The 22,278-nt window shown below is 66.9% G+C and carries 21 protein-coding genes and 1 pseudogene; 13 read left to right on the forward strand and 9 right to left on the reverse strand.

Going from position 1 to position 22,278, the window contains the following annotated elements; all coding sequences use genetic code 11:
* The first annotated feature begins 48 nt into the window (after nt 1-48).
* The 3 genes from OHQ90_RS33830 to OHQ90_RS33840 all read left to right on the forward strand — a co-directional run bounded on the left by OHQ90_RS33830 (nt 49) and on the right by OHQ90_RS33840 (nt 2,839).
* Nucleotides 49-1,254, forward strand: a complete 1,206-nt coding sequence (locus OHQ90_RS33830) for a molybdopterin molybdotransferase MoeA (protein WP_328404519.1) — start codon at nt 49-51, stop codon at nt 1,252-1,254.
* Nucleotides 1,255-1,332: 78 nt separating this feature from the next.
* The gene (gene moaCB, locus OHQ90_RS33835; RefSeq protein ID WP_328404521.1) at nt 1,333-2,415 is read left to right on the forward strand and encodes a bifunctional molybdenum cofactor biosynthesis protein MoaC/MoaB; all 1,083 of its coding nucleotides are present in this window, start codon (nt 1,333-1,335) and stop codon (nt 2,413-2,415) included.
* The gene (locus OHQ90_RS33840; RefSeq protein ID WP_328404523.1) at nt 2,402-2,839 is read left to right on the forward strand and encodes a molybdenum cofactor biosynthesis protein MoaE; all 438 of its coding nucleotides are present in this window, start codon (nt 2,402-2,404) and stop codon (nt 2,837-2,839) included. Before moaCB ends, OHQ90_RS33840 begins: the two co-directional genes overlap by 14 nt.
* 374 nt (nt 2,840-3,213) lie before the next feature.
* Here the strand turns inward: OHQ90_RS33840 and OHQ90_RS33845 are convergent, their stop codons facing one another.
* The 4 genes from OHQ90_RS33845 to OHQ90_RS33860 form a co-directional block, all read right to left on the reverse strand.
* Nucleotides 3,214-6,009, reverse strand: a complete 2,796-nt coding sequence (locus OHQ90_RS33845; protein ID WP_328404525.1) for an ATP-binding protein — start codon at nt 6,007-6,009, stop codon at nt 3,214-3,216.
* Between the two features lie 167 nt (nt 6,010-6,176).
* Nucleotides 6,177-7,217, reverse strand: coding sequence for a CobW family GTP-binding protein (locus OHQ90_RS33850; protein ID WP_328404527.1), 1,041 nt, complete (start codon nt 7,215-7,217; stop codon nt 6,177-6,179).
* 96 nt (nt 7,218-7,313) lie between these two features.
* Nucleotides 7,314-8,852, reverse strand: a complete 1,539-nt coding sequence (locus OHQ90_RS39645) for an N-acetylmuramoyl-L-alanine amidase (RefSeq protein ID WP_442941237.1) — start codon at nt 8,850-8,852, stop codon at nt 7,314-7,316.
* 197 nt (nt 8,853-9,049) lie between these two features.
* Nucleotides 9,050-9,526 (reverse strand): sigma-70 family RNA polymerase sigma factor, encoded by a 477-nt coding sequence (locus tag OHQ90_RS33860; RefSeq protein ID WP_328404529.1) that lies wholly within the window; start codon nt 9,524-9,526, stop codon nt 9,050-9,052.
* Between the two features lie 360 nt (nt 9,527-9,886).
* On the opposite strand from OHQ90_RS33860, the gene OHQ90_RS33865 reads away from it, so the two are divergent.
* The 4 genes from OHQ90_RS33865 (at nt 9,887) to OHQ90_RS33880 (ending at nt 12,793) form a co-directional block, all read left to right on the forward strand.
* Complete coding sequence (locus OHQ90_RS33865; RefSeq protein ID WP_328404531.1) at nt 9,887-10,225, forward strand: hypothetical protein; 339 nt, start codon at nt 9,887-9,889, stop codon at nt 10,223-10,225.
* Between the two features lie 53 nt (nt 10,226-10,278).
* Nucleotides 10,279-11,028: an SDR family oxidoreductase gene (locus OHQ90_RS33870; protein WP_328404533.1), complete on the forward strand. Its 750-nt coding sequence runs from the start codon at nt 10,279-10,281 to the stop codon at nt 11,026-11,028.
* Between the two features lie 146 nt (nt 11,029-11,174).
* On the forward strand, nt 11,175-12,386 hold the full coding sequence (locus OHQ90_RS33875) for an MFS transporter (protein ID WP_328404535.1): 1,212 nt from the start codon (nt 11,175-11,177) through the stop codon (nt 12,384-12,386).
* A 5-nt stretch (nt 12,387-12,391) separates the two neighbouring features.
* A complete protein-coding gene (locus OHQ90_RS33880) occupies nt 12,392-12,793 on the forward strand; it encodes a PaaI family thioesterase (protein ID WP_328404537.1) in 402 nt (133 codons plus the stop codon).
* A gap of 27 nt (nt 12,794-12,820) precedes the next feature.
* On the opposite strand, the gene OHQ90_RS33885 is transcribed toward OHQ90_RS33880, so the two are convergent.
* Nucleotides 12,821-13,678, reverse strand: a complete 858-nt coding sequence (locus tag OHQ90_RS33885; RefSeq protein ID WP_328404539.1) for a cyclopropane mycolic acid synthase family methyltransferase — start codon at nt 13,676-13,678, stop codon at nt 12,821-12,823.
* A gap of 426 nt (nt 13,679-14,104) precedes the next feature.
* Between OHQ90_RS33885 and OHQ90_RS33890 the strand changes: the two are divergent.
* Nucleotides 14,105-15,211: pseudogene (locus tag OHQ90_RS33890) on the forward strand (transcription termination factor Rho, short form); the annotation flags it as partial.
* 31 nt (nt 15,212-15,242) lie between these two features.
* On the opposite strand, the gene OHQ90_RS33895 reads toward OHQ90_RS33890, so the two are convergent.
* Nucleotides 15,243-16,472 (reverse strand): MAB_1171c family putative transporter, encoded by a 1,230-nt coding sequence (locus tag OHQ90_RS33895; RefSeq protein ID WP_328404541.1) that lies wholly within the window; start codon nt 16,470-16,472, stop codon nt 15,243-15,245.
* Nucleotides 16,473-16,646: 174 nt separating this feature from the next.
* Between OHQ90_RS33895 and OHQ90_RS33900 the strand changes: the two genes are divergently transcribed.
* The 3 genes from OHQ90_RS33900 to OHQ90_RS33910 all read left to right on the forward strand — a co-directional run bounded on the left by OHQ90_RS33900 (nt 16,647) and on the right by OHQ90_RS33910 (nt 18,338).
* Nucleotides 16,647-17,069, forward strand: coding sequence for a hypothetical protein (locus OHQ90_RS33900; RefSeq protein ID WP_328404543.1), 423 nt, complete (start codon nt 16,647-16,649; stop codon nt 17,067-17,069).
* 4 nt (nt 17,070-17,073) lie between these two features.
* A complete protein-coding gene (locus OHQ90_RS33905) occupies nt 17,074-17,607 on the forward strand; it encodes a DUF6886 family protein (RefSeq protein ID WP_328404545.1) in 534 nt (177 codons plus the stop codon).
* A gap of 191 nt (nt 17,608-17,798) precedes the next feature.
* Nucleotides 17,799-18,338, forward strand: a complete 540-nt coding sequence (locus OHQ90_RS33910) for a VOC family protein (RefSeq protein ID WP_328404547.1) — start codon at nt 17,799-17,801, stop codon at nt 18,336-18,338.
* On the opposite strand, the gene OHQ90_RS33915 is transcribed toward OHQ90_RS33910, so the two are convergent.
* Both OHQ90_RS33915 and OHQ90_RS33920 read right to left on the reverse strand, forming a co-directional pair.
* Nucleotides 18,238-19,548: an MFS transporter gene (locus OHQ90_RS33915; RefSeq protein WP_328404549.1), complete on the reverse strand. Its 1,311-nt coding sequence runs from the start codon at nt 19,546-19,548 to the stop codon at nt 18,238-18,240. The genes OHQ90_RS33910 and OHQ90_RS33915 overlap by 101 nt on opposite strands.
* Before the next feature lie 2 nt (nt 19,549-19,550).
* Nucleotides 19,551-20,348 (reverse strand): hypothetical protein, encoded by a 798-nt coding sequence (locus OHQ90_RS33920; RefSeq protein WP_328404551.1) that lies wholly within the window; start codon nt 20,346-20,348, stop codon nt 19,551-19,553.
* A gap of 58 nt (nt 20,349-20,406) precedes the next feature.
* On the opposite strand from OHQ90_RS33920, the gene OHQ90_RS33925 reads away from it, so the two are divergent.
* Nucleotides 20,407-21,042 carry a GNAT family N-acetyltransferase gene (locus OHQ90_RS33925; RefSeq protein ID WP_328404553.1) on the forward strand — a complete coding sequence of 212 codons (636 nt, stop codon included), beginning with the start codon at nt 20,407-20,409 and terminating at the stop codon, nt 21,040-21,042.
* A gap of 61 nt (nt 21,043-21,103) precedes the next feature.
* Here OHQ90_RS33925 and OHQ90_RS33930 read toward each other — a convergent pair whose 3' ends face one another.
* Complete coding sequence (locus tag OHQ90_RS33930) at nt 21,104-21,715, reverse strand: class I SAM-dependent methyltransferase (protein ID WP_328404555.1); 612 nt, start codon at nt 21,713-21,715, stop codon at nt 21,104-21,106.
* 388 nt (nt 21,716-22,103) lie between these two features.
* Here OHQ90_RS33930 and OHQ90_RS33935 point away from each other — a divergent pair, with 388 nt between their 5' ends.
* Nucleotides 22,104-22,274 (forward strand): hypothetical protein, encoded by a 171-nt coding sequence (locus OHQ90_RS33935; RefSeq protein WP_328404557.1) that lies wholly within the window; start codon nt 22,104-22,106, stop codon nt 22,272-22,274.
* The last annotated feature ends 4 nt before the right edge of the window (nt 22,275-22,278 follow it).

Consider the following 22,278-nt stretch of genomic DNA (forward strand, 5'->3'; position numbering starts at 1 on the left):
TGCGAAGCGACAAGAGAACTCGAAGGGGTCGGCGATTAGGCTGACCGCATGACCTCTCGGCCCGCCACGTCCCAGGTCCGGTCCGTCGACGACTACCGGGACGCCATCGAACAGCTGCTGCGACCGCTGGCGGCGCGCACGGGCGAATCCGCCCCGGTGCCCGCGGCGCTGGGCAGGCAGTTGGCCGCGGATGTCCACTCGCCGGTCGACCTGCCGGTCTTCCGCAACTCCGCGATGGACGGGTACGCGGTGCGGTCGGAGTCCGTCGTGGTCGCCCCGGTGGTACTGCCGGTCGCGGGTGTCGTCGCGGCAGGCAATCCCGGTGCGACGCCGTTGCCACCCGGTGCCGCGATGAAGGTGATGACGGGTGCGCCGATTCCGCCCGGCGCGGACTGCGTGGTTCCAGTGGAGGACGTGCACGCCGACGGCGCGACGGTGACCATCGAACGCGGCCGCAGCGCAGGCGAATTCGTGCGGGAGCCCGGCACCGACGTGCGCACCGGCGAGCTGCTGGTTGCGGCCGGAACCAGGCTCGCACCCAGGCATATCGCGGCACTTGCCGCCGTCGGTCTGCCTTCGGTGCCGGTATTACGGCCCATCCGCGCGGCGGTGCTGACCACCGGCGACGAGCTCGTCCCCGCCGGGACACCACTGCAGCCGGGGCAGATCTACAACTCCAATGGCATCGCACTCGCCGCGGCGCTGACCGCGAACGGCGTGCTGGTCACCGCCGTCGAGCACAGTACCGACGACCCCGGAGCTTTCCGCCGATTGCTTACTGCCGCAATGGAATCCGCCGATATCGTGTTCACCTCCGGCGGCGTGTCCAAGGGTGATTTCGAAGTGGTCAAGGAGGTGCTGCAACCGCTCGGCGGGCAATTCGGCTCGATAGCGGTGCAGCCGGGCGGCCCACAGGGCCTGACCGTCGTCGACGGCGTTCCGGTACTGAGCTTCCCCGGCAATCCGGTCAGCACCATGGTGTCCTTCGAGGTGTTCGCCAGGCCGATCCTGCGCAGGCTTGCAGGACTACCCGAGGTCTGCACCCGTGAATTGCCGCTGCTGGAACCGGTGAAATCGCCGTCGGGGCGGCGGCAGTTCCTGCGTGGCCGGGTGACCGACGCGGGCGTCGAGGCCGTCTCCGGTCCGGGATCGCACCTCATCGCCGGAATGGCATGGGCGGAGGTACTGATCGATATCCCGGCGGAGGCGACCTCGGTCCCGGCCGGCACGACCGTGCTCGTCCGATCGCTGTGAACGCCGACGCCCGATCACGTGACGGTGGCACGGAGGTCCCTTCGCCCGCCGCGGCACCGCTGTGCCAATGTGGACATCATGAGTGAGTTGTCGCATGTCGACCGCGAGGGTCGCGCCCGCATGGTCGATGTGAGCGCGAAGGCCGACACCACCAGGATCGCCGTCGCGGCCGGTGAGCTGCAGACCACTGCCGAGGTGGTGGCGCTGGTGCGAGCCGACGACATGCCGAAGGCCGATGTGCTGTCCACGGCCAGGATCGCGGGCATCGCGGGCGCGAAGAAGACCTCGGAACTCATCCCGCTCTGCCATCAGCTCGCGCTCTCGTCGGTCAAGGTGGAGTTCGCATTCACCGACACCACCATCACGATCGAGGCCACCGCGAAGACCAAAGGCCCCACCGGCGTCGAGATGGAGGCCCTCACTGCGGTCGCCGTCGCCGGGCTCACCCTGCACGACATGGTGAAGGCAGTCGACCCCGCCGCGACCCTCAACGGCGTGCGACTGCTCACCAAAGAAGGTGGGAAGCACGGACATTGGGTACGTGCCGATGACGAAGCGGCGCAATCCCGTGCGGCAGGACCGGTTCCGCCCGCTGAAAGCGACCTGCAGCAGGTGTCCAGCAGAGCCCACGCGACAGAGATTCCGAGTGACACAGCGCAGCAAGCTATTTCGGATGCCGAGCCTCGCTCGGCCGTGGTAGTGGTCGCCTCGACCGGCGTCGCGGCGGGCAGCCGAATCGACACCACCGGGCCCGTACTCACGCAATGGCTCACCGAACTCGGCTTCGCGGTACGCGGACCGCTGGTCTACGCCGACGCCGAAATCGCCGTCGGCCTCGCCGACGCGCTGCGTCTCGCGCCGGCGCTGGTGATCACCACCGGTGGAACCGGCGCCTCCCCCACCGATGCGACGCCGGAGGCGACGCTGGCCGTCATCGATCGCGAGCTCCCCGGCGTCGCCGAGGCGATCAGGCAGCGCGGCACCGCGAAATTCCCCCTCGCCGCGCTCAGTCGCGGCGTCGCGGGATTGGCGGGCCGCTCGGTGATCGCGAACCTGCCCGGTTCGCCCGGCGGAGTGAAAGACGGTATGGCGGTGCTCGAGCCGCTATTGGATCATCTGCTCGCGCAAGTAGCAGGAGGCGGCAGCCATGACAACCAGTGAACACGCGGCCGTGCGCCTCGCGGCCATCAGCGATCAGCCGCTGAATCCCGCGGAGGTCGAGGCGGCGGTCACCGGACCCGAGCACGGGGCCGTCGTGGTGTTCACCGGCAAGGTCCGCAATCACGATGGCGGACAAGCCGTTTCCGCGCTGGAATACTCGGCCCATCCCGAAGCCGAACGGTTCCTGCGGAACTGCTGCACCGAACTGGCCGCATCCTCCGGCCTTCCGGTCGCCGCCGTGCACCGCATCGGTGCACTGACCGTCGGCGATCTCGCGATCGTCGTCGCAGTCGCGGCGCCGCACCGCGCCGAGGCGTTCGCCGCCTGTGCGGAATTAGTGGACCGGATCAAACACGAGGTACCGATCTGGAAGCGCCAGTTATTTGCCGACGGCCTATCGGAATGGGTCAACGCCTGCGGGTAAGCGGTCCCGGATTTACCTCTTCGTCATGCGATTGGCGATGCCGAATCAACATGCCGGCGATAGCGTTTCCACTGTGGGTGACGCTGCGACAGCAGGAACTAGATAACAGACGTATTCGACGCTGGATTTGTTCGGGCGAATGAGGTTGGCACCCAGCATCCCAACCTTTCCAACCCTTCGAGGGAGCCGGGGCGGCGGATGACGTTTCGTCAGCCTGGTCGACAAGTCGGCGCGGGCGTTGACGGAATTTCATCCACGATGAACATCGAGGGGTTGGGTTGACGCTGACGCCTTCCATCTCGGGCGGACCGGGGGTATGCGGGGCGGATGAGGAATACGGCCCGGCAGACATCCGCTCTGTGCAGTTCTTGCTCTCAGCGTTCCTGCGGAAGCGAAACATGGGAGTTGAGAGCAAGATCGGCGCGTGTCCGGGCGTCGGCGGACCAGTGCGCGGCGTTCCACTGGTCGGCGATGACGGCGGCCCTGGCGAAGTGGGCGGCGGCCTCGTCGCCTCGGCTCGGGCCGAGCGCCTCGTGGAGAGCGCGCACGTCGGCCAGGTGGTCGCCGAGCGTGCCGTCGTTGAGCCAGGTCGCCGCCAGCGCGAGGCGGAGGAAGCCCGCGGCGTGCACCGATCCGGCGCGTTCCATGCGTTCGGTGGCCTCGGCGTAGAGGCGCTCGGCGTCGGCGAACCGGCCCTCGATGAGCACCAGCGACGCCAGCGCGATCTCGGCGGCGCCGGTCGCCTCCGGCATCCGGTAGGCGCGGGCGAGGTCGAGCACCTCCCCGGTCAGGCGGCGCATGGTCGCCGGGTCGTTGGCCGCAGCGGCGTTCGCGGCCTGGTTGAGCAGCCCTGTCACGCGGTAGACGGGCAGGTCGTGCTCGACACCGATCTCCACCAGCTCACGGGAGTACTCCTCCCGCCCGGATTCGCGCGCGAGGACCAGCAGCGCCGCGGCCCGGAGACGGGGAGCGGTGGCGAGGTCAAGCGCTTCCCGCGCCGCCGCCACGACTGTCGGATCGCCCTCGCCCACCAGCTCGTGGGCGTACGCGATGAGGAGGTGGGACCGCACGTCGGGAGCGAGGCCGGGCCGCTCGAGCAGGCGGTTGAGGCGGTCGACGATGGGACGGTCGACCATGCCGTAGGTGCGGGCCTGCCAGGGGGTGGGTTCGGTCCAGGCGGTGAACGCGGCGATCATCAGGTCGTCGCGCCCGATCGAGTCGGCGTACTCCACGGCCTGCTCGCGCGTGTCCCTGGCCGCAGCGATGGCCCCGGCCCTGACCTGCGCGCGCAGCAGCCTGCCGAGCAGGCCGACGCGCTCGTCCGGTTCGGTGGAGTTGGTGACGGCGTCGGTGAGGAGCGCGGCCGCCACGTCGTGGGCGTAGCGTGCCTCGGCCAGCTCGGCGGCCCGCACGCAATAGCCGACGGCCTTCGGTGATCCCGCTCGCGCATAGTGGTGGGCGAGTGCCGCGACGTCGCTGGTGCCCTCCAGGGCCGCGGCGATCCGGGCGTGCATCCTGGTGGTCCGCACCCGGCTGACATCGGTGACCAGCGTGTCCCTGACCAGCGCGTGAACGAACCGGACACGCCCGGGCCCTGGCTCGTCGAGCAATCCGGCGATGACGCCCGCATCCAGCGCGTCGAGCACGCCGTCCTCGTCGGTGTCGGCGGCCTGTACGAGCACCTCCACCGAGCTTTCCCTGCCGGCCACCGCCGCCAGCCGCAGGACGGACACGCCGCTCTCGGGCAGCCGTGCGAGCCGACGCCGCAGCACGTCCCGTACGCCCTCGGGGACCTCGGAGAGCGCGATCAGCGCGCCCTCGCCGTTGAGCAGCCGCGCGCTCTCCCGCACATAGAACGGGTTGCCGCCGGTCCGCTCGGCGATCCCGGCCACGGTCGCGTCATTGGCCTCGCACTCGGCGCGTACGAGCTCCGCGACGGCGTCGCGATCGAGTCCGGGCAGGTCCAGCCGGAGGGGCGCGGTGCGGGCGAGGGACCCGAGCGTTGCGGTGAGGCGCTCGCTTTCGTCCACGCGGTACGCCGCGACGAGCAAGATTGGGGCCCGCGCGTCGACGCCGCCGCCGAGCAGTTCCAGCGTGGCGGCGTCCGCCCAGTGCAGGTCGTCCAGAACGACGGCGACCGGACGGTCGTCGGCGGCCGCCGAGAGCCAATTCCACACGGCCTGCCGCAGCCGGAACCGCCCGGCCGCCGCGTCACCGTTCACCGTCGCGGAGTCGGAGAGCAGTGGCGCCAGGTCGTCCGCGAACTCCCCCGGCGGAACGCTCACGGCCACCTTTCGCAGGGCCTCGACCCACGCCCACGCGGGCGGGGCGCTGTCCACGTCGGGACAGCGTCCGGCGGCCACGAGCCACCCGTCCTGTCCGAGTCGCGCGCCGAGGTGCTCCAGCAGCGTCGACTTACCCAGGCCCGCCTCCCCGGTGACGAGCGCGACACGTGCCCCATCAGCGACGGCCTCCCCGGCGGCTGCCATCAGCGCCGAAAGCTCGCTCTCCCGCCCCACGAACGTTGTCGCGCCGGACTGGTTGTTCGGGGGCGGCGGCACGGTGGCCAGGGACCGGGGTGTAACTGCAAGGGGCGGGGGGACGGCCGCGCGGAGGACGTCCGTGCGTTGGGTGAGGATCGCCGCTTCCAGGGCCACGAGGTCCGGGCTGGGGTCGAGGCCCAGCTCGTCGGCGAAGGTGGCGCGGGCGCGGCGGAGCGCGGTCAGGGCGTCGGCCTGGCGGCCGCTGCTCCACAGCGCGAGGGCGTGCAGGCGCCAGCCCTCCTCGCGCAGGGGATCGTCGCGAGTGAGGCTCTCCGTCTCGGGCACCACCGTCGCGGGATGGCCGAGCCGCAGGCCCGCCGCGATGTGCAGTTCGCGGGCGACCAGACGCAGCTCGTTCAGCCGGGCGGTCTCGGCGACCACCCACGGCTCGTCGGCGAATTCGGCGAACGCGGGTCCCCGCCACAGCGCCAGCGCCTCGTCCAGCCGGGCGCGGGCGTCACGGGGATCGGCGAGCGTGCGGGCCTGGTCGAGCAGCTGCTCGAAGCGCCATGCGTCCACCGCCTCCTGCGGCAGCCGCAATGCGTAGCCGGGCGACGCGCTCACCAGCAGGCGGGCCGGGGTGCGCGGCGGGCGGGCGGGTTCCAGCAGGCGGCGCAGGTTGGACACGTACGCCTGCAACGACGCCAGGGCGCGCGCGGGCGGTTCGCCGCGCCACAGGTCCTCGACCCCGCCGCCGCTGGCGAGCGCGTGTCCGCAGCGAGCCGCGTCCGCCGTGGCCGACGTGCCCGCGGACGGGAATGTATCGCCGAATGTGGTGGCGCGCAGACATGAACTCAGTGCGGCGTGTAGCGCCAGACGCCGAGCATGGTCTGTGGGTCGAGCGGCTCCGCGGCCGTGTGCACCGTCTCACGCAATCGCCGTAGCGCCGTCTCGGTGGGCAGCCCCGCGCCGATGAGCACCAACTGGGTGGTGCGCGGCTCGCCGCGACGCCAGTTGTCCGGTTCGAACACGATGTGGTTGCCCACCATGTGCAGGACGAACTTCCGGCGCTCCGCGGCGACGCCGAACGCGGCGAAGCCCTTCGCGCGGAACAGGCCGGGCGGCGGGTCCTCCAGGAAGCCGATGAGGCCGCGGGGGTCCAGTTCCCGTTCGCTGGTGAAGCTCACACTGGTGTAGTCGTCGTGCAGATGCCGGTGGTCGTCGTGCGCGTCGTGGTCGTGGTCGTGGTCGAAAAGCAACTCGTCGAAGCTCAATTGCTCGGCGACGCGCGGCGCTTCGCGCATCGGCTCGTCGAACAGCAGCCCGGGATCGATGCGGCCGTGGGTGGTCGCGTATACCGGCACCTGCCCGATCTGCTCGGCGATCTCCTGCCGCAACCGCTCCAGGTCCGCCCGTGGCACCCGATCGGCTTTGTTGACCACGACCAGATCGGCGAGCCGCAGATGTGCGGCGAGTTCGGGGTGTTGTGCCCGGCTGGCCGGAAACTGTTCGGCATCGACGACCTCGACGAGCCCGCCGTACCGGATACGCGCGTTCTCACTGCCGACCACCATCCGAATGAGGTTGCGCGGTTCGGCGAGACCGCTGGCCTCGACCACGATCACATCGATCCGGGCGCGCGGCTCCGCCAGCCGGGTGAACAGTTCGTCGAGCTCGCTGACGTCCACCGCACAGCAGACACATCCGTTGCCGAGCGACACCATCGCGTCGACCTGTCCGGCGACCAACATCGAATCGATATTGATAGCGCCGAAGTCGTTGACCACCACGCCGATCCGCGTGCCCCGATTGTTGCGTAGCAGGTGGTTGAGCAGCGTCGTCTTCCCGGATCCGAGGAATCCGGCGACGATCAGAACTGGAATCCGGTCAGCCACCCGGCTCACCTTAGTGCGCGCCCGCAACACATCACCGCACGACCGAACGCCACCCCCGGCAAGTGGCGGGGGTGGCGTTCGGCTGCGGTATGCGGACTATTTGGACGGGCCGAGCAGCGCACTGGCCAGGGTGTAGGCCAGGTTGATCAGCTCCGAGGTGACCGCCGTGTTGTCCATACCGAGCGACCTGGCCAGCGGAAGCAGCATCTGCATGACCGTGCCGACGAGCCCGCTCATCGAGGTGGTGGCACCTGGCGCTGTCTTGCCGGGCGCGGTGCCCTGCGCTTGTGGCGCGGTCGGTGACTGCGGCGATGTCTGCGACTGCAGCGAACCAGGAACGGCCTGTGGTGCGTTCGGCACAAGTGCGGGCCGTATCTTCCGTACCCTTGGGTTGGCCTGAGCCTGCGGTGCGGCTTGAGCCTGCGGTGCGGCCTGAGCCTGCGGTGCGGCTTGAGCCTGCGGTGCGGCTTGAGCCTGCGGTGCGGCCTGAGCCTGCGGTGCGGCCTGAGCCTGCGGTGCGGCCTGAGCCTGCGGTACGGCCTGAGCCTGCGGTACGGCCTGAGCCTGCGGTACGGCCTGAGCCTGCGGTACGGCCTGAGCCTGCGGTACGGCCTGAGCCTGCGGTACGGCCTGAGCCTGCGGTACGGCCTGAGCCTGCGGTACGGCCTGAGCCTGCGGTACGGCCTGAGCCTGCGGTACGGCCTGAGCCTGCGGTGCAGCCTGAGCTTCCGGCGCGGACTGCGGCACCGCTTCGACCTTCGGCGCGGATTGCACATGCGGCGTGCTCGGCGAGAGCACCGCGGCCGGACGATCGACGGCCGAGCCCGTCTGCCCCACCGGCGACGGCGCACCGAGCAGATAGCCGACCAATCCGGTGGTGATGGTGATGGCGTGCTTCAGCTGCCCGTCCGAACTCTCCAGCAGCGCAGCATCTTCGGTATTGCCGCCGTTGCCCATCTCGACGAACACATCGGGCACCGTGGTCAGCGCGGGACCCGCCACGTCCGCGCGGGTCTGCAGACCATCCTGCACACCCGCGTAGGCGGCGGAGGGGAAACCCTCCTTCAAGTACGCGTCGCGCACCGACTTCGAGGCTGCCAGACCCGGGCCCGCCTGGACTTGATCCGCCTTCGCGTCGGGAATCGGCAACTCCGGAATGATTACGTGGAAGCCACGGAACTGCGCGGGGGCGCTGTCGGCGTGGATGCTCACCGCGACATCGGCGCCGGATTGATTGGCGGCCTTCGCCCGTTCGTCGACACAGCCGCCCCAGCCGGTGTCGTCCTGACGGCTGAGCACCACCCGCGCGCCGAGACTCTCCAGCGAGGTTTTCACCAGCTGCGCCACGTTCCAGTTGATGGTGTGCTCAGGTATGCCGTTCACCGTGGTCATGCCGGTGGTCTGGCAATCCTTGGTGCTGCCGCGGCCGTTGTCCACCTGCCGCGCCAAGTTTTCCGAGTGATTCGGCCCCTGATGGCCCGGGTCGAGAAATACCGTCTTGCCTGCGAGCTTGTTGGCCATTTCCGGTGACACCGGATCGGCGTGTGCGGTGACCGGGACCAGCCCGGAGAGCGTCACTGCCACCGTCGCGGTGACGGCGCTGCAGAAACCGGCCTTGATGATGCTTGGCTTCATGTTCGGTCGGCGCTCCGGAATGGAGCGCCCCTCCCTTCCCACTAGTAACACCAAACCCAGTGGTTTACTCTTGCAACGCCAGCGCCAGCAAAGCAAGCTCCGTTACCGAAATGTGACCATAGCGGCAGGCAATCGCACCTGATCAGACCGCCGCAACCAGGCCGAGCCGCGACCGCGAGAACTCGCACAGCGCCCGCTCAGGCAACGATCGGCAACCGCCGCAGCGAGCGCAAGGCATAGTGCACCCGAGTCTTGACCGTGCCGACCGGTACGCCGATGTCGTCGGCCACGTCCTGATACGCCCGGTCGCGCAGGATCACCTCCACCACCGCCTCACGCTGCGACTCGGGCAGCCGCGAGAGCAATTGCGCAACCAGCAGCCCATCGACAATGCCCTCGGAGAAGTCGGGGTCGGCGTAGCGGATATCGCTGAGCTCCGCGACCTCGTCCCATCCGGTGTCGCCGGGACGGGCCGCGCGGGCACGGCCGATATCGATCATCACGTTGCGCTGGATCGCGAGCAGCCAGGTGCGAACAGTGCCTTTACCCGCGTCGAACTGGGCACATGAACGCCACGCCCGCAGCAGCGTCTCCTGGACGGCCTGTTCGGCAAGGCCGGAGTCGCCGAGTCCGCGCATCGCCCGCCAGTGCAGCAGCGCTCGATCCGCGGTCAATATCGTGGCAATGCCGTCATTCGTACACAGCCGCGCACAACGGTCCCCACAGACGGGGCGCCGGTCCGCGATACCGGTGACCGGGCGAATACTTCTCATACAACAGATATCGCGGCGACGACGCCGAGTGACAACGCCCGTCGCATGTGGATTCCGCGCAATTCCGCCGTCACCGGGTGATGTGCAGAGTGGTTGTCGCCGTGATGGAAATCTCCGATTCAACCGAAATCCATCACCGACTCTGGTAGATCTTGCCCAGGAGATTCGGGGATCCCCGCAGGTCAGCTGCTCACGGGCGGCGAGAGCACGATTCGAGGAGAAATCGCCATACGTGCAAGCACGCTCATGATCGCAGGAGCCATGGCCTCTGCGGTGACACTGCTGGGCTCGGGCACCGCCGCCGCCGCTCCAGCCACCACCATGCCCAGGGACGGCCTCTACCTGGTCGGCGTCGACATTCTTCCCGGCATCTGGGAGGCCCCCGGCACCCCGGACCAGGCCAACGGCTGCGATTGGCGGCGGTTGCGCAAGGTGGAGGGCGACAACACCGACCAGCACTACATCATCAACAACGACTTCACCCGGCTCACGCCGGTGCGCGCCGAGATCAAAGCTACCGACGTCGCCTTCAAGACCGTGAGCTGCGGCCCATGGCGCATGCTGCCCCAGCAGGCACGGACCGGTTCGTTCGGCGGCTGAACCGGCGCGACCTATCGACGGCCTGTCGACTGGCCTGGCTAGGGTCGGCATCCATGACGAGGAGCAAGATTCTGATCACCGGCGCGAGCGCCGGGCTCGGCGCGGCGATGGCGCGGGACTTCGCGGCCAAGGGACGCAACCTGGCACTGTGCGCGCGGCGAGTCGACGCGCTGGAGTCGTTGCGCGACGAGCTCGTCGCGGCACATCCAGGGATTACAGTCGCGGTCCGCGCGCTGGATGTCGATGATCATGCCGCGGTGCCGCGGGTGTTCGGCGAGCTGCGCGATGAACTCGGCGGCCTCGACCGGGTGATCGTGAATGCGGGCATAGGCAAGGGCGCGGTGATCGGCAGCGGGCGCGCCGACGCCAACCTCGCCACCGCGACAACGAATTTCGTCAGCGCGCTCGCCCAGTCCGAGGCGGCGCTCGAAATCTTCCGCGCGCAGAACACCGGACACCTGGTGCTGGTGTCTTCGATGAGCGCGGTGCGCGGGCTCCCGGGAAAGAAGGCCGCCTACTCGGCGAGCAAGGCGGGACTGGCGGCGCTCGGCGAGGCGCTCGTGGTGGACCTGGCGAAATCACCGATCGCCGTGACGACCCTGCTGCCCGGCTTCATCGCCACCGACATGGCCGCCAAAGCGGGCGATGCCCGGATGGTGGCGCCACTGGACAAGGGCGTTGCGGCGATGGTGAACGCGATCGAGCGAGAAAGGACCCGGGCCTGCGTGCCGGGATGGCCGTGGCGCCTGATCGATCTGGTGTTGCCACGTCTGCCGAGTTCAGTGGTCGCTCGAATCGGCTGAACTACTCCGATACGCCGATGCCCGGCGGGTGACGCCCACTTCCCCGCCGGGCATCGGCGTTGGTGTCACACACGCCTGACCTGCAAGGCACGGTGATGTCGTAATCCCGCCGGAAATCGTCGGCCGCGATCGCTGAACTGGATCGCATGTCCACCGTCCTGGTCTCCCCCGAACCCCGCGCCACGACAATCCGATCGCCGTTGCTGCGCTGGCTCGCGGTCTTCGCTGTCATGCTCGGCATCTTCTCGATCGTCACGACCGAGATCCTGCCGATCGGATTGCTGACCTCGATCGGCACCGACTTCACCATCTCCGACGGCATGGCCGGGCTGATGATGACCATGCCCGGCCTGCTCGCCGCCGTGGCCGCGCCCCTGATCACGGTGGCGGCGGCGCGCATCGACCGCAAGCTGCTGCTGTGCGCCTGCACGCTGCTGCTGGTGCTGGCCAATGCCGTCGCCGCGATCGCGCCCGACTTCTGGCTCGTGCTGGTCTCCCGGGTGCTGATCGGCATCACGATCGGCGGGTACTGGTCGATCGCGGCCGGGCTCGCCGGACGGCTGGTGCCACCGGAGTCGGCTGCCCGCGCAACGGCGGTGATCTTCTCATCGGTTCCGCTGGGTTCAGTGCTCGGCGTGCCCGCGGGCACCCTCGTCGGCAGCCTCGCCGGCTGGCGCGCGGCGTTCGTGGTGCTGGGCATCCTGTCGGCCGGAGTGCTGTTGTTGCTGCTGATCGCCTTGCCACCGCTGCCTGCCGTCCAGGCCGTTCACCTGTCGACATTGCGGGCCGGGCTCCGTGGCAGCGGTATTCGATCCACCCTGCTGGCAACATTTTTCGTGGTACTGGCGCAGTTCGGCACCTACACCTACGTGACGCCGTTTCTGGAGCAGGTCACCGGTGTCGGTGCGGGCACCATTACGATGCTGCTGCTGATCTACGGCGTCGCGGGCATCCTCGGCAACTTCCTCGGCGGCGCGCTGGTCGCCCGCCGCCCACGCACCACGCTCGGCGGTGCGGCGACGCTGATGGCCTGCGCGACGCTGGCGCTGCCGCTGCTGGGGCGATGGGAAACAGGTGCGGCGCTACTGCTGATCCTCTGGGGTATCGGGTACGGCGCGGTGCCGGTGGCCTTGCAGACGTGGTTCGCCACCGCGGTGCACAGCACAGCGGAAGTGTCCTCGGTGCTGTTCACCGCTTCTTTCCAGGCGACATTCTCCCTTGGCGCGCTGGTCGGCGGTGTGATCGTAGACCGCACCACACCGTCGACGGTGATGCTGCTCGGCGGTGCGACCGCCCTGCTCGTGCTCGTCATTACCTCAGGGGTAATCGACGCAAGACGGACCCGTCGGGCAAGCTGAGAACCATGATCGATGAGACGGGCACCAAGCTTTTCCATCAGTCCATGCCGTTCACCGAACGGCTGGGGGTCGAAGTGCTCGAGCACGGGCCGGGGCTGGTGCGCAGTCGGATCGCATGGGACGAGTCGCTGTGCACGCTGGGCGGTGTGCTGCACGGCGGTGTGCTGATGTCGCTGGCGGACTCGACCGCCGCAGTGTGCGCATTCCTCAATCTGCCCGAGGGCAAGCAGGGGACGACGACCGTCGAGTCGAAGACGAACTTCCTGCGGGCCGTGCGATCCGGGCATGCGATCGCCTCCGCCCGGCCGCTGCACGCGGGGCGTTCGTTCATCGTGGTCGAGACCGAAATCCACGATGCCGCAGACAAACTCGTCGCGAAGGTGACACAGACCCAAGCGGTTCTGTGATCGGTGCCGCGGGCCGATGCCCGCGGCCTACTTCACCAGCGTGAACTGCATGACGTCGAGATTCCCCTTACGGAAGTACACCGCACACCCGGTGAGGTACTTCATATACCGCTCGTAGACCTCCTCCGACGCGATCCGCACCGCATCGTCGTGGCGGTGTCGTAGCGCTTGCGCCCACAGGTCGAGGGTGCGCGCATAGTGCAGCCGTAGCGCATCGATCCGCTCGGTGCCGAGCCCGGCCCGGCCTGCGAACCGGGTCACCTCGGGGGCCTGCGGCAACTGCCCACCGGGGAAGATGTGTCGCTTGACGAAGATCTGGAACAGCGCATCCTCCCGCGTCACCGGAATCTTCATGCGCCGGAGGTCGGCAAGGGTGTGCCCGATGATGGTGTGCAGCAGCATCCGGCCGTCGGGCGGCAGCATTCGATGGCACACCTCGAAGAACGCCGGATACCGCTCGCGGCGGAAATGTTCGAACGCGCCGATGCTGACGATCCGGTCCGCGTTGCCCTCGAATTCCTCCCAGCCCTGCAGCCGAATCTCCACGTCCGCGAGGCCCCGCCGGTCGATCTCCGATCGGACATGCTCGAACTGGTTGCGGCTCAGCGTGAGCCCGACGACCTTCGCGCCGTACTGCTGCGCCGCACGAAACATCGTTGCGCCCCAGCCACATCCGACGTCGAGCAGCGTCATGCCGGGTTCCAGACCCAGCTTGCCGAGCGCGAGGTCGATCTTGGCGAGCTGGGCCTGCTCGAGCGTCAGGTCGTCGCGCTCGAAATACGCACAGCTGTAGGTCATCGATGGGTCGAGAAACAGCTGGTAGAACTCGTCGGATACGTCGTAGTGCGCCTGAACTTGCTGGTAGAACGGTTTGAGTTCGGTCATCGCGTATCTCCTGCCATCTCCGGTCACAGGCTAAAGCGCGACACGCCGTCGAGCCGTTCCCAGCATTCGGCGAAAGTTGTGAATCCGTGCCCGAGCAGACCACCACGGGCGCCTTCCGCAGCCGGGCTGTGACTTTGATCAATTGCGCACAGACATTCCAGAGTGTACAGTCACCGATGTCTCTGCAGTGGATGTAGGAGTACCTCCCACCGAGACATTTTGAGATTCCTTTTCTGTATCGGCCCATTCGGCCGCCTCGAAATCGTTTCCCTCGGAAGCAAGCGATCTTCCTCGCAGCGTGCATTCGACCGCTGCCTGTTACGGCTGTTCGCCGTACCCACACACCATTCAGAAAGAAACACCATGAACAACAACACTTTTGCACCCGACGGGATCGCGGTGAGCGAGCCCGGACAGCAGCAACGACGCCCCGTGCGCGGCATCCTCGACATCGTCGACAACCGCAACGCCGCCCTGCGTGTAGACGGCTACCTGTCGGGACCACGCGATATCCACGTCCCGCCCCGACTGATCCGCGAATATGGTTTGCGCCGTGGCGATTTCATCATCGGTACCGCTCAGCCCGGCACGCGCGGCGATAAACTCGACCCCCTGCAGCTGATCGAGACGGTCAACGGGCAGGACCCGCGCCGCGCACAATCTCGGCCGGACTTCGCCGATCTGGTCCCGATCTATCCGAATCAGCGTCTGCGCCTCGAGACCGAACCGCATGCCATGACGACCAGGGTCACCGACCTCGTCATGCCCATCGGCAAGGGGCAGCGCGCACTCGTCGTCGCACCGCCGAAGGCGGGCAAAACCTCTGTGCTGCAAGCCATCGCGCACGGCATCGCGAAGAACCATCCGGAGTGCGAACTGATGCTGGTGCTGGTCGGCGAGCGTCCCGAGGAGGTCACCGATCTGACCAGGTCGGTGCCCGCCGAGGTCGCCGCCGCCACCTTCGACCGCGCGCCCCGCGAGCACATCGCGCTCGCCGAGCTCGCCATCGAACGAGCCAAACGGCTGGTCGAGATGGGCCGTGACGTGGTCGTCCTGCTCGACTCGCTGACCCGCCTCGCTCGCGCCTACAACAACGCCGCCCCGTCCTCGGGCCGCGTACTCTCCGGCGGTGTCGACGCCGCCGCGCTCGCTCCGCCGAAACGATTCCTCGGTGCGGCCCGCAATATCGAGCACGGCGGCTCGCTCACCATCATTGCCACGGCACTGGTGGAAACCGGATCGCTGGCCGACACGGTGATCTTCGAGGAATACAAGGGCACCGGCAACGCCGAACTGAAACTGGACCGCGCCACCGCAGGCCGCCGTGTCTTTCCCGCCATCGACATCGCCCAGTCCAGCACCCGCAAGGACGAATTGCTGCTCACCCCAACGGAATTGATGGCCACCCAGCTGCTGCGCAGGACCCTCACCGCGGTAGACGGCCAGCAGGCCATCGATCTGCTGCTGGAAGGCTTACGCAAGGCCCCGACCAACGCCGAGTTCCTCACCCAGCTCAACACTCCCCGCCGCTGACGGCGCCTTTTAAGGCTCCTTTAAGCGCATGTCAAGCCCCCCGAGGCATTGTTTGTCTCAGCCCGGTCGGGCCTGCATTCGGAGGGGGATGCAGGGACGGCCGGGCATTTACGTTTGCGACCCGCGACTGCACACCGGTCCCCGCCGCCGCGCGAGCCCCAGGCCAGACGCGAGCCAGGTCGAGCAAGTGCCGTAGCTCGGTATCGAAGTCTTGGGCGGTCAGTAGTGGCCGGCGTACATTTCCCGAATGCTCCGCCGTGAGCCCACTTCGCCTGGCGTGCATCGCATGTGCGAGACGGTGGGCGTACTGGATCGGCTCCGACTCCGATCCGGACTCGCAGGTGCGCGCGAAGTCCGTGGCGTCGGACGCGGCAGCGAGATACGGCCCGAGGTGCATCAGGGCATCGCGTATCTCAACGGTCATGCGGAGCAGGCGAGCATCGGCATTCGTCGACGTATCCAGAGCCGAGGACAGCACGATCTCCGGCACGGCCGCGGTGAGATCTCGCCACAATGGCTGCAGCCGACGGCAGGCTCGCGCGGCAGGATCCAGGCCTGCCCTCGCGATCAGCAGAATGACCAGCGGGACGGCGGTCAACGTGGCGTAGTACGCGACGCACAGGGTGACTGCCGCCTCGATCCGCGGCATTTGCGGACCGAGGGCAGGCCATCCGGTGCTCGTTTGGGCGATCGAGACCGCCTCGGTGAGCCACATGTATATGACGCCGACACCCAAGGCGTAACCGATGACGGTCGCCCGCGCGGACAGATCGCCGCGCCGAAGCTCGCGGATGCCCGCCCGGAAGAACACGAAGGTGTTGATCGTCAGCGGAATCCCGAACGCGTATCCGACGGCAATGCCCTCCCCGTCCATGCGCAGGTCCAGCAACCGGCCGTCATGGCGTGCGGAGGTCCCGGCCAGCAGTATCACGACGGCGGCGGCGACCGCGACGCCACTGTAGAAGCGTTGGCGCCGCCATACGGTGCTCGGATCGCCGCCGGTATCGCCGAACTTGCCGATACCGTGCAGGTTCGTCATCGCGAGGAGAGTGCAGCCGAGCGCCAGCTGATTCGCCAGACTGGCGATCTGGGGCGTTATCGTGCACCGGTACAGCAGCAGTCCGGCGAGGCTCCACAGGAACGTGCGATTCATCAGTCGATCGATGATCGTTTCCCGGACGAACAACAGCCGACCCACCAGAACGGCGGTGACGTAACCGATCACCGGCCAGGCAACGAATCCGGTGACCGGAATCCACATCGTTGTACCTCCCGGTCCAGCGGAACCGATGCTCGTGCAGAATACCGGCCGCGCCGCTCTGCGCGTTCGATGGAACTCGGGCAATCCGGTCCGCAGATGCGAAGATTTTCCGGCGGCGATGACAATACCGCTGGTCCAGTCTCATTGAGCCGCACATTGTTCCGAATCCGGCCGATGCGGGAACCATTGACCGCCCGGACGCGTCAGACGAACATGGACATCCACGCCTACCCCACCAAGGCCAGCACGCCGGTGGATCCCACCGAGGCCGAGCGCATCGCCGATCACTATCTGTCCGGCGATGACGATGCCGAGCGGGGCATCACGAACCTGCTCACCGAATTCGACTGTTGCTACACCGTTGTCGCGATCGTCCCGCCGCCACCCGGGACCGACCCGCACACGCCCCCGCTGCCACCCGCCATCGGCGGCTCGGTCAGCGTCATCGACAAGTCGACCGGCGCCGTCTCCTACTGGCCGAGCTACCCGGCGGATCTCGTCGCCGAGCAGTACGCCGAGGTGCTGCGCAGCGGCCGGCTGATCATCGAGCCGGACTGGCCCGCGGAGGACGACATCGATTCGCCAGAGGACGAGTAGACGCGTGTATCCCGAACCTGGTCAGGTACTGCACTTCTCCGAGGATCCGACCATCCGGCGATTCGTTCCGCGCAGCGCGGCGACTCCGCAACCCGAGGCGTATGTCTGGGCAGTCGACGCGCCCAACGCGCCGAGCTATTGGTTTCCACGCAACTGCCCGCGAGCTATGGCGTGGACGACGCCGGCAACAACCGACCTCGACCGTGACCTAATCCTCGGCCCCGGCCGCGGCACCCGCGTGCACGCCATCGAATATTCGTGGCTGGACGCCCTGCCGAACACGGCGCTCTACGCGTATCGCCTGCCCGCCGAGCCCTTTCGGCCCATCGGCGGCGCGCAGCCACATGCCTGGGTCGCCACCGTTCCCGTCGATCCGCTCGGACCGCCCGAACCGGTCCACGACCTGATCGCCCTGCACGAAGCGGCAGGCATCCAGCTCCGCGTCCTCACCAACCTATGGCCGTTCTGGGACGCCGTGATGTCGAGTTCCGTCGGCTTCAGCGGCATTCGGCTCCGCGGCGCGCGGCCACGCCCGTGAGCGGTGTCCGACGAGCTGGGACATGATACGGCGGTGATCTTTTTCGGTGGCCGGAAGTTGCGCGACCAGTAGCACATCGGGATTCTCGACCAGACGCAGCTGAAACAGCTCGAGATCGTTCTGACCCGCGTCGGGATGGTCTATGCCGATGGTGGCGTGACGGAATTCCTGCATGACATACCGGCCATCAGGTGCGGAATTCGATACTCGCCTCGGTCGACCCGGCGACGATCGCGGCGGGGCTGTCCAGGATCGAGCAGCAGCGCCCGCGCGAGCGCATCGACTACCTGCGGACTCGCCACGGCTTCTTGTTGACGCGCCAGTCGGATTCATGGCGCGCCGGAGGGGGTTTGCAGTCAGGCGGAAGTGCCAGCGTCCACCTCGACCTGGCCGCGGACACCGACCTGAACCAATGCCAGCTGCGCGCGCTCCCGATCGGAACGAAACCAGCACCCACGCAACCTGACCCGCGCTGGCGCGTGCTACTCGATTCAGCAGGCCACCCGTTCCGCATCGCGACCTACACCCCACCGCCATTGGCGCCGGCCCGCACCTCAGCTCACCGACAGCGCCCCACGCTCGACGACAACCATATAGGGAGACCCCCGGCTCCTGAAACCCGGAGCGGCCCTACATCTGCTGGGTTGAGGGGCTATTCGGGCCGTTGCGGGAGAGCCCCGCGATCCAGTTCGTGGGGCGCTGCGCGACGGACGGCTGGGTCGCGGGAGTGATCGTCCGGGGCTCAGGCAGCCGCCGTGCCATTCGCGCCAGCAAAACCATACCGGTGACAAGCGCCCACCCTGATGCCGAGGTACCGAGCGTCGACAGGAGGAATCCCGCGAGCAGTGCGCCGAGTGCCGAGCCGCCATGGGTTATCAGCTTCGTTGCGCCGAAAACTCTACTGACAAGATCCTCTGAAAAAGCGCGGACTCGATACAGGGTCAGCGCAACGCCCACGATCGGCGCGGTGAAGCCGACACCCATCCAGCACACCGCAAGCACCGCAGGATTGGAGCTGACCGCGATGGGCACGCAGAGCACGACCCACGTCCATAGCGTGCCGGTGAGGACGATCCGGGGGCTGATACGACTGGCGAGCCCGGCCGCGGGAGCGGCACCGAACAGTCCGCCCAGACCTGTAACGCCCAACACCAGACCGACTACCCAGGCTGGGTGGCCGGCGTCTCTGATCTTCACGGTCGTCAGCAATATAAGAACCTGGAAGATTATGTTCGTTGCCCCGATAATGGCCGTCGCGGGTCGTACGAACGGTTCAGCCCACACGCTTCGTACGCCGCCCCAGGCGTGGTTCCAATCCCAAAAACGAGCGGGCTTCGGGCCATTGACGTCCGGCGTCTCCGGAACCCTGTCACGCATCTTGGACAGGGTCCACAGACAGAACAGATAGGAGGCGGCGTTCGCGAGGAATGGCAGACTGCGAGCAATGCCGAAGGCCGCCGCGCCGAGCGTGCGGCCCACCATGTTTGCGATCGGTTGCTCGGCCTCGAGGAACGCGAACGCTGCTGGACGCTCGTCCTCGCTGACAATGTCACGGACCAGGCCCAGCTCACCGATGTTGAAGAAAACGTATGCCGTTCCTTCGATGAACGCCGCTACAGCGAGGAACAACGACAAACCTGGCGGCCGTACGACGATCACCGCCGCCACCAGCAAAGTTGCGGCCAACCCGATCCGTTGGCACATCATAAGCATCCGCCGACGATCCCAATAGTCCGCCGCGACGCCTGCGGGGACCTCGAAGATCAAGCTCGGCAAGGTAAGCGCGAATCCCACCCAACCAGCTGAGATGGGTGAACCGGTGAGCCCCAGCGCCAACAGCGGATAAGCGAGGCGGACACCCTGTAGGCCGATATGCGAAACGGCATTGCCGGACCACAACAACAGAAAGCCTCTGTTGTTGTGAATGCTCGAATTGCGCACGGTTACATGAGCCCGGCAAGGGCGGTGACGACACGGCGCAGGCTGCCGCGCCACGATTTCACCACTGTCAACGCAGCCGACCCGAAAGCGACTGCGGACGACGCGAACGCCCACGGGGTCAGTTCGGTTACCGGGAGTGCCGCCTTCTGCCCCGGCCAGGGGTAGGCGGACGTGCCCCGGAGAGCGCCAACCACCAGTCCTAACTGTGGGCCCAGCTCATTGCTCATTCCAAGCGACGCCTGCACCTGGGGTATTTTGCTGTCGAGAGTGAGCACATCGGTCAACACGAGCGCCGCGACCACTATTGCCGCGATGGCAGTGATACCACCGGCCGTTTCACTGCCGTGCAGGATTGTCTGGATTGCCGCAGCTACCATGACGAATATCGCGACCGTGGCAAAAATCGCCAATTGACCGCTGACCCGAGCACCGGATGGTGCCGATAGCGCCCAGAGATTCAAATGGCTGGTCGTTCTCTTGACGCTGCCGAAAGCGTTGACGGTGGCCGCGCCATCCCAATTCGAGGCTTTCATCCAAGGCAGCCACATCATGCAGAACAGCAGTAAGCCCCCCGATGCCGCCCAAGCATAGGGCCATGTCTCCTTAGCCGGCGGGGCGGGCCGTAGCTTCGGACCGGGCCGCGGTTGAGCATCGACTTGTTGCGATGGTGATAGTTGCGCCATCAAAACAGCCCACGAACGCGAAGCGGTGACATCGCCCCTGCCGGGCACTGTGCGATAACGCAGACGCTGGCAGCCAACATATTCTTCGGCATGGGCGCAGTCTTCCATGCCCAACACCCAAATCTCTTCCCAGAGACGGGAATTCGCGTGGATAGCGCATGAAACCATCGCGTTGATGTTTCTGAACGAAGTCTCGGCTCCCGGGTATCTGGAGTACATTTCCGGCTCCGGGCCACCGGTCATTGAGATCCGCCGGGGCGCATCCGCTGACCTGCCCGGGGTGGTCCGCGCGCTCGCGGTGGGCTCAAAACACGCGTTCCGCAATTTCGCGGGCGACGTCGACGGATACGTTCGCGATCTGGCACTGCGCAATTTCGAGCAGCTGGGCCGCCGGACCACTTGCGAAGAGTCCAAATTCCTTGTCGCCGTCACCGCGGACAACGAGGTCGCGGGGTACATCCTGACCACATTCGAATCCAGGGGAGAGGTATCGATACTGGGGTTGTACGTGCATCCCAACTGGCACCGTCAGGGGATCGCCAGCGATCTCCTGCGTGCCGTTCTCGACCTGCGGAATGCGGCGGGCATCCACATGGGCGACGCCGGTGTCCGTGTCGGCACGACCATCGGCACGGATGCCTTGCAGTGGTACAAAAACCGAAGCTTCCTAGAGGTCGGCGATCCCACCGAAACCCCGCCGGCCATGCAGAGATTCGGTCTGCATCGCCCCGCGCCGGACAGCGCGCAGCGGGGCGAGGCGCTGGGCGCTCCACAGCAGAGCCTGTATCTGCCTGCACGATCAGCCACTTGATGCGGCGGACGCCGCGCCCGCCTACGCGGACGAGCGCACGACATCGACAGAGCAAATCAGCTCACAGCCGACGGATTCGAGCGAGCCATGCACCTACGTCGACGAGGCCCTGCACAGGCCACCCTTTGGCACGAGCCTGATCGGCAATGGACTCGGTGATCCTGCCCCGGTAGCGGGCCCGGCGCAGTTCTTCGAGGTCCCATTCCGCACCGAACGCGTCGCGGATGATCAGGTCGCTGACGTGCGGTCCGAACGACAGGATGTGGATCAGTCCGCCCGGCTTGCATCCGGTGTGCAGGCTGTGAACATAGGCAGCCCGATGATCGGCATCGAAAACATGGAATAGGGCGCTGTCCAGGATCGTATCGTAGGTGGATCCGCCGAGCCGGAGGGCGTCGCCGATCGTGAATCGCGCAGGTGATACTCCGATATCGCGGGCTTTACGGCGGGCGGTGTCGATCGCCAGTGGGGAGACATCGATGCCGTGCGCATCGTAGCCCAGTCCGGCGAGGTGGATCACGTGTTCGCCTGTACCGCAACCTATGTCGAGTACCGCACCCTTGATGCCACCGGCACGTTCCAATGCGACGATTTCCGGCTGCGGCTCGCCGATAACCCACGGAGCAGATTGACTGCTGTACAACGAATTCCAGTAGTCGGCGACGTCTGCCATCTGGTTCCTCACCCCTGTCCGATCACTATCAGTTATCGAAACCGACACCACTGCTGAACATCTCACAAAGTCCCAGCGGTCGGCAACGTCTGCCATATGGCTTCCTCACACCCCCTTCGATCACTATCAGTTATCGAAACCGACACCACTGCTGAACATCTCACAAAGTCCCAGCGGTCGGCAACATCTGCCATACGGCTTCCTCACACCCCCATCCGATCACTATCAGTTATCGAAACCGACACCGCCGCAGTGCATCTCACATATTCCCAGAGTCGGGAGGCTGAATCATCTTGTCGCGGCGCATACTTGCGCCCGTAATGGAGTCGACGCTTTCACCACAGATCGGTGAAACACGTTGGCGCACATAACCACAAGGAGAACCGCCATGAACAGCGAGACCCTTACCCTGTCCGAGTTGTCGAGCGTCGAGCTCGAAAACCTGCTGGAGAACGCAACACCGGCACTGCGCAGGGCCGTGCTAAGGGGGCAGGGGGCCGGTGACGGCAACGACGTCGGCAGCTTCTGCTCTTTCATCGATGCCGATCTGGCCGAATAGTCGA

This window comes from Nocardia sp. NBC_00403 (assembly GCF_036046055.1).
Taxonomy (GTDB): Bacteria; Actinomycetota; Actinomycetes; order Mycobacteriales; family Mycobacteriaceae; genus Nocardia.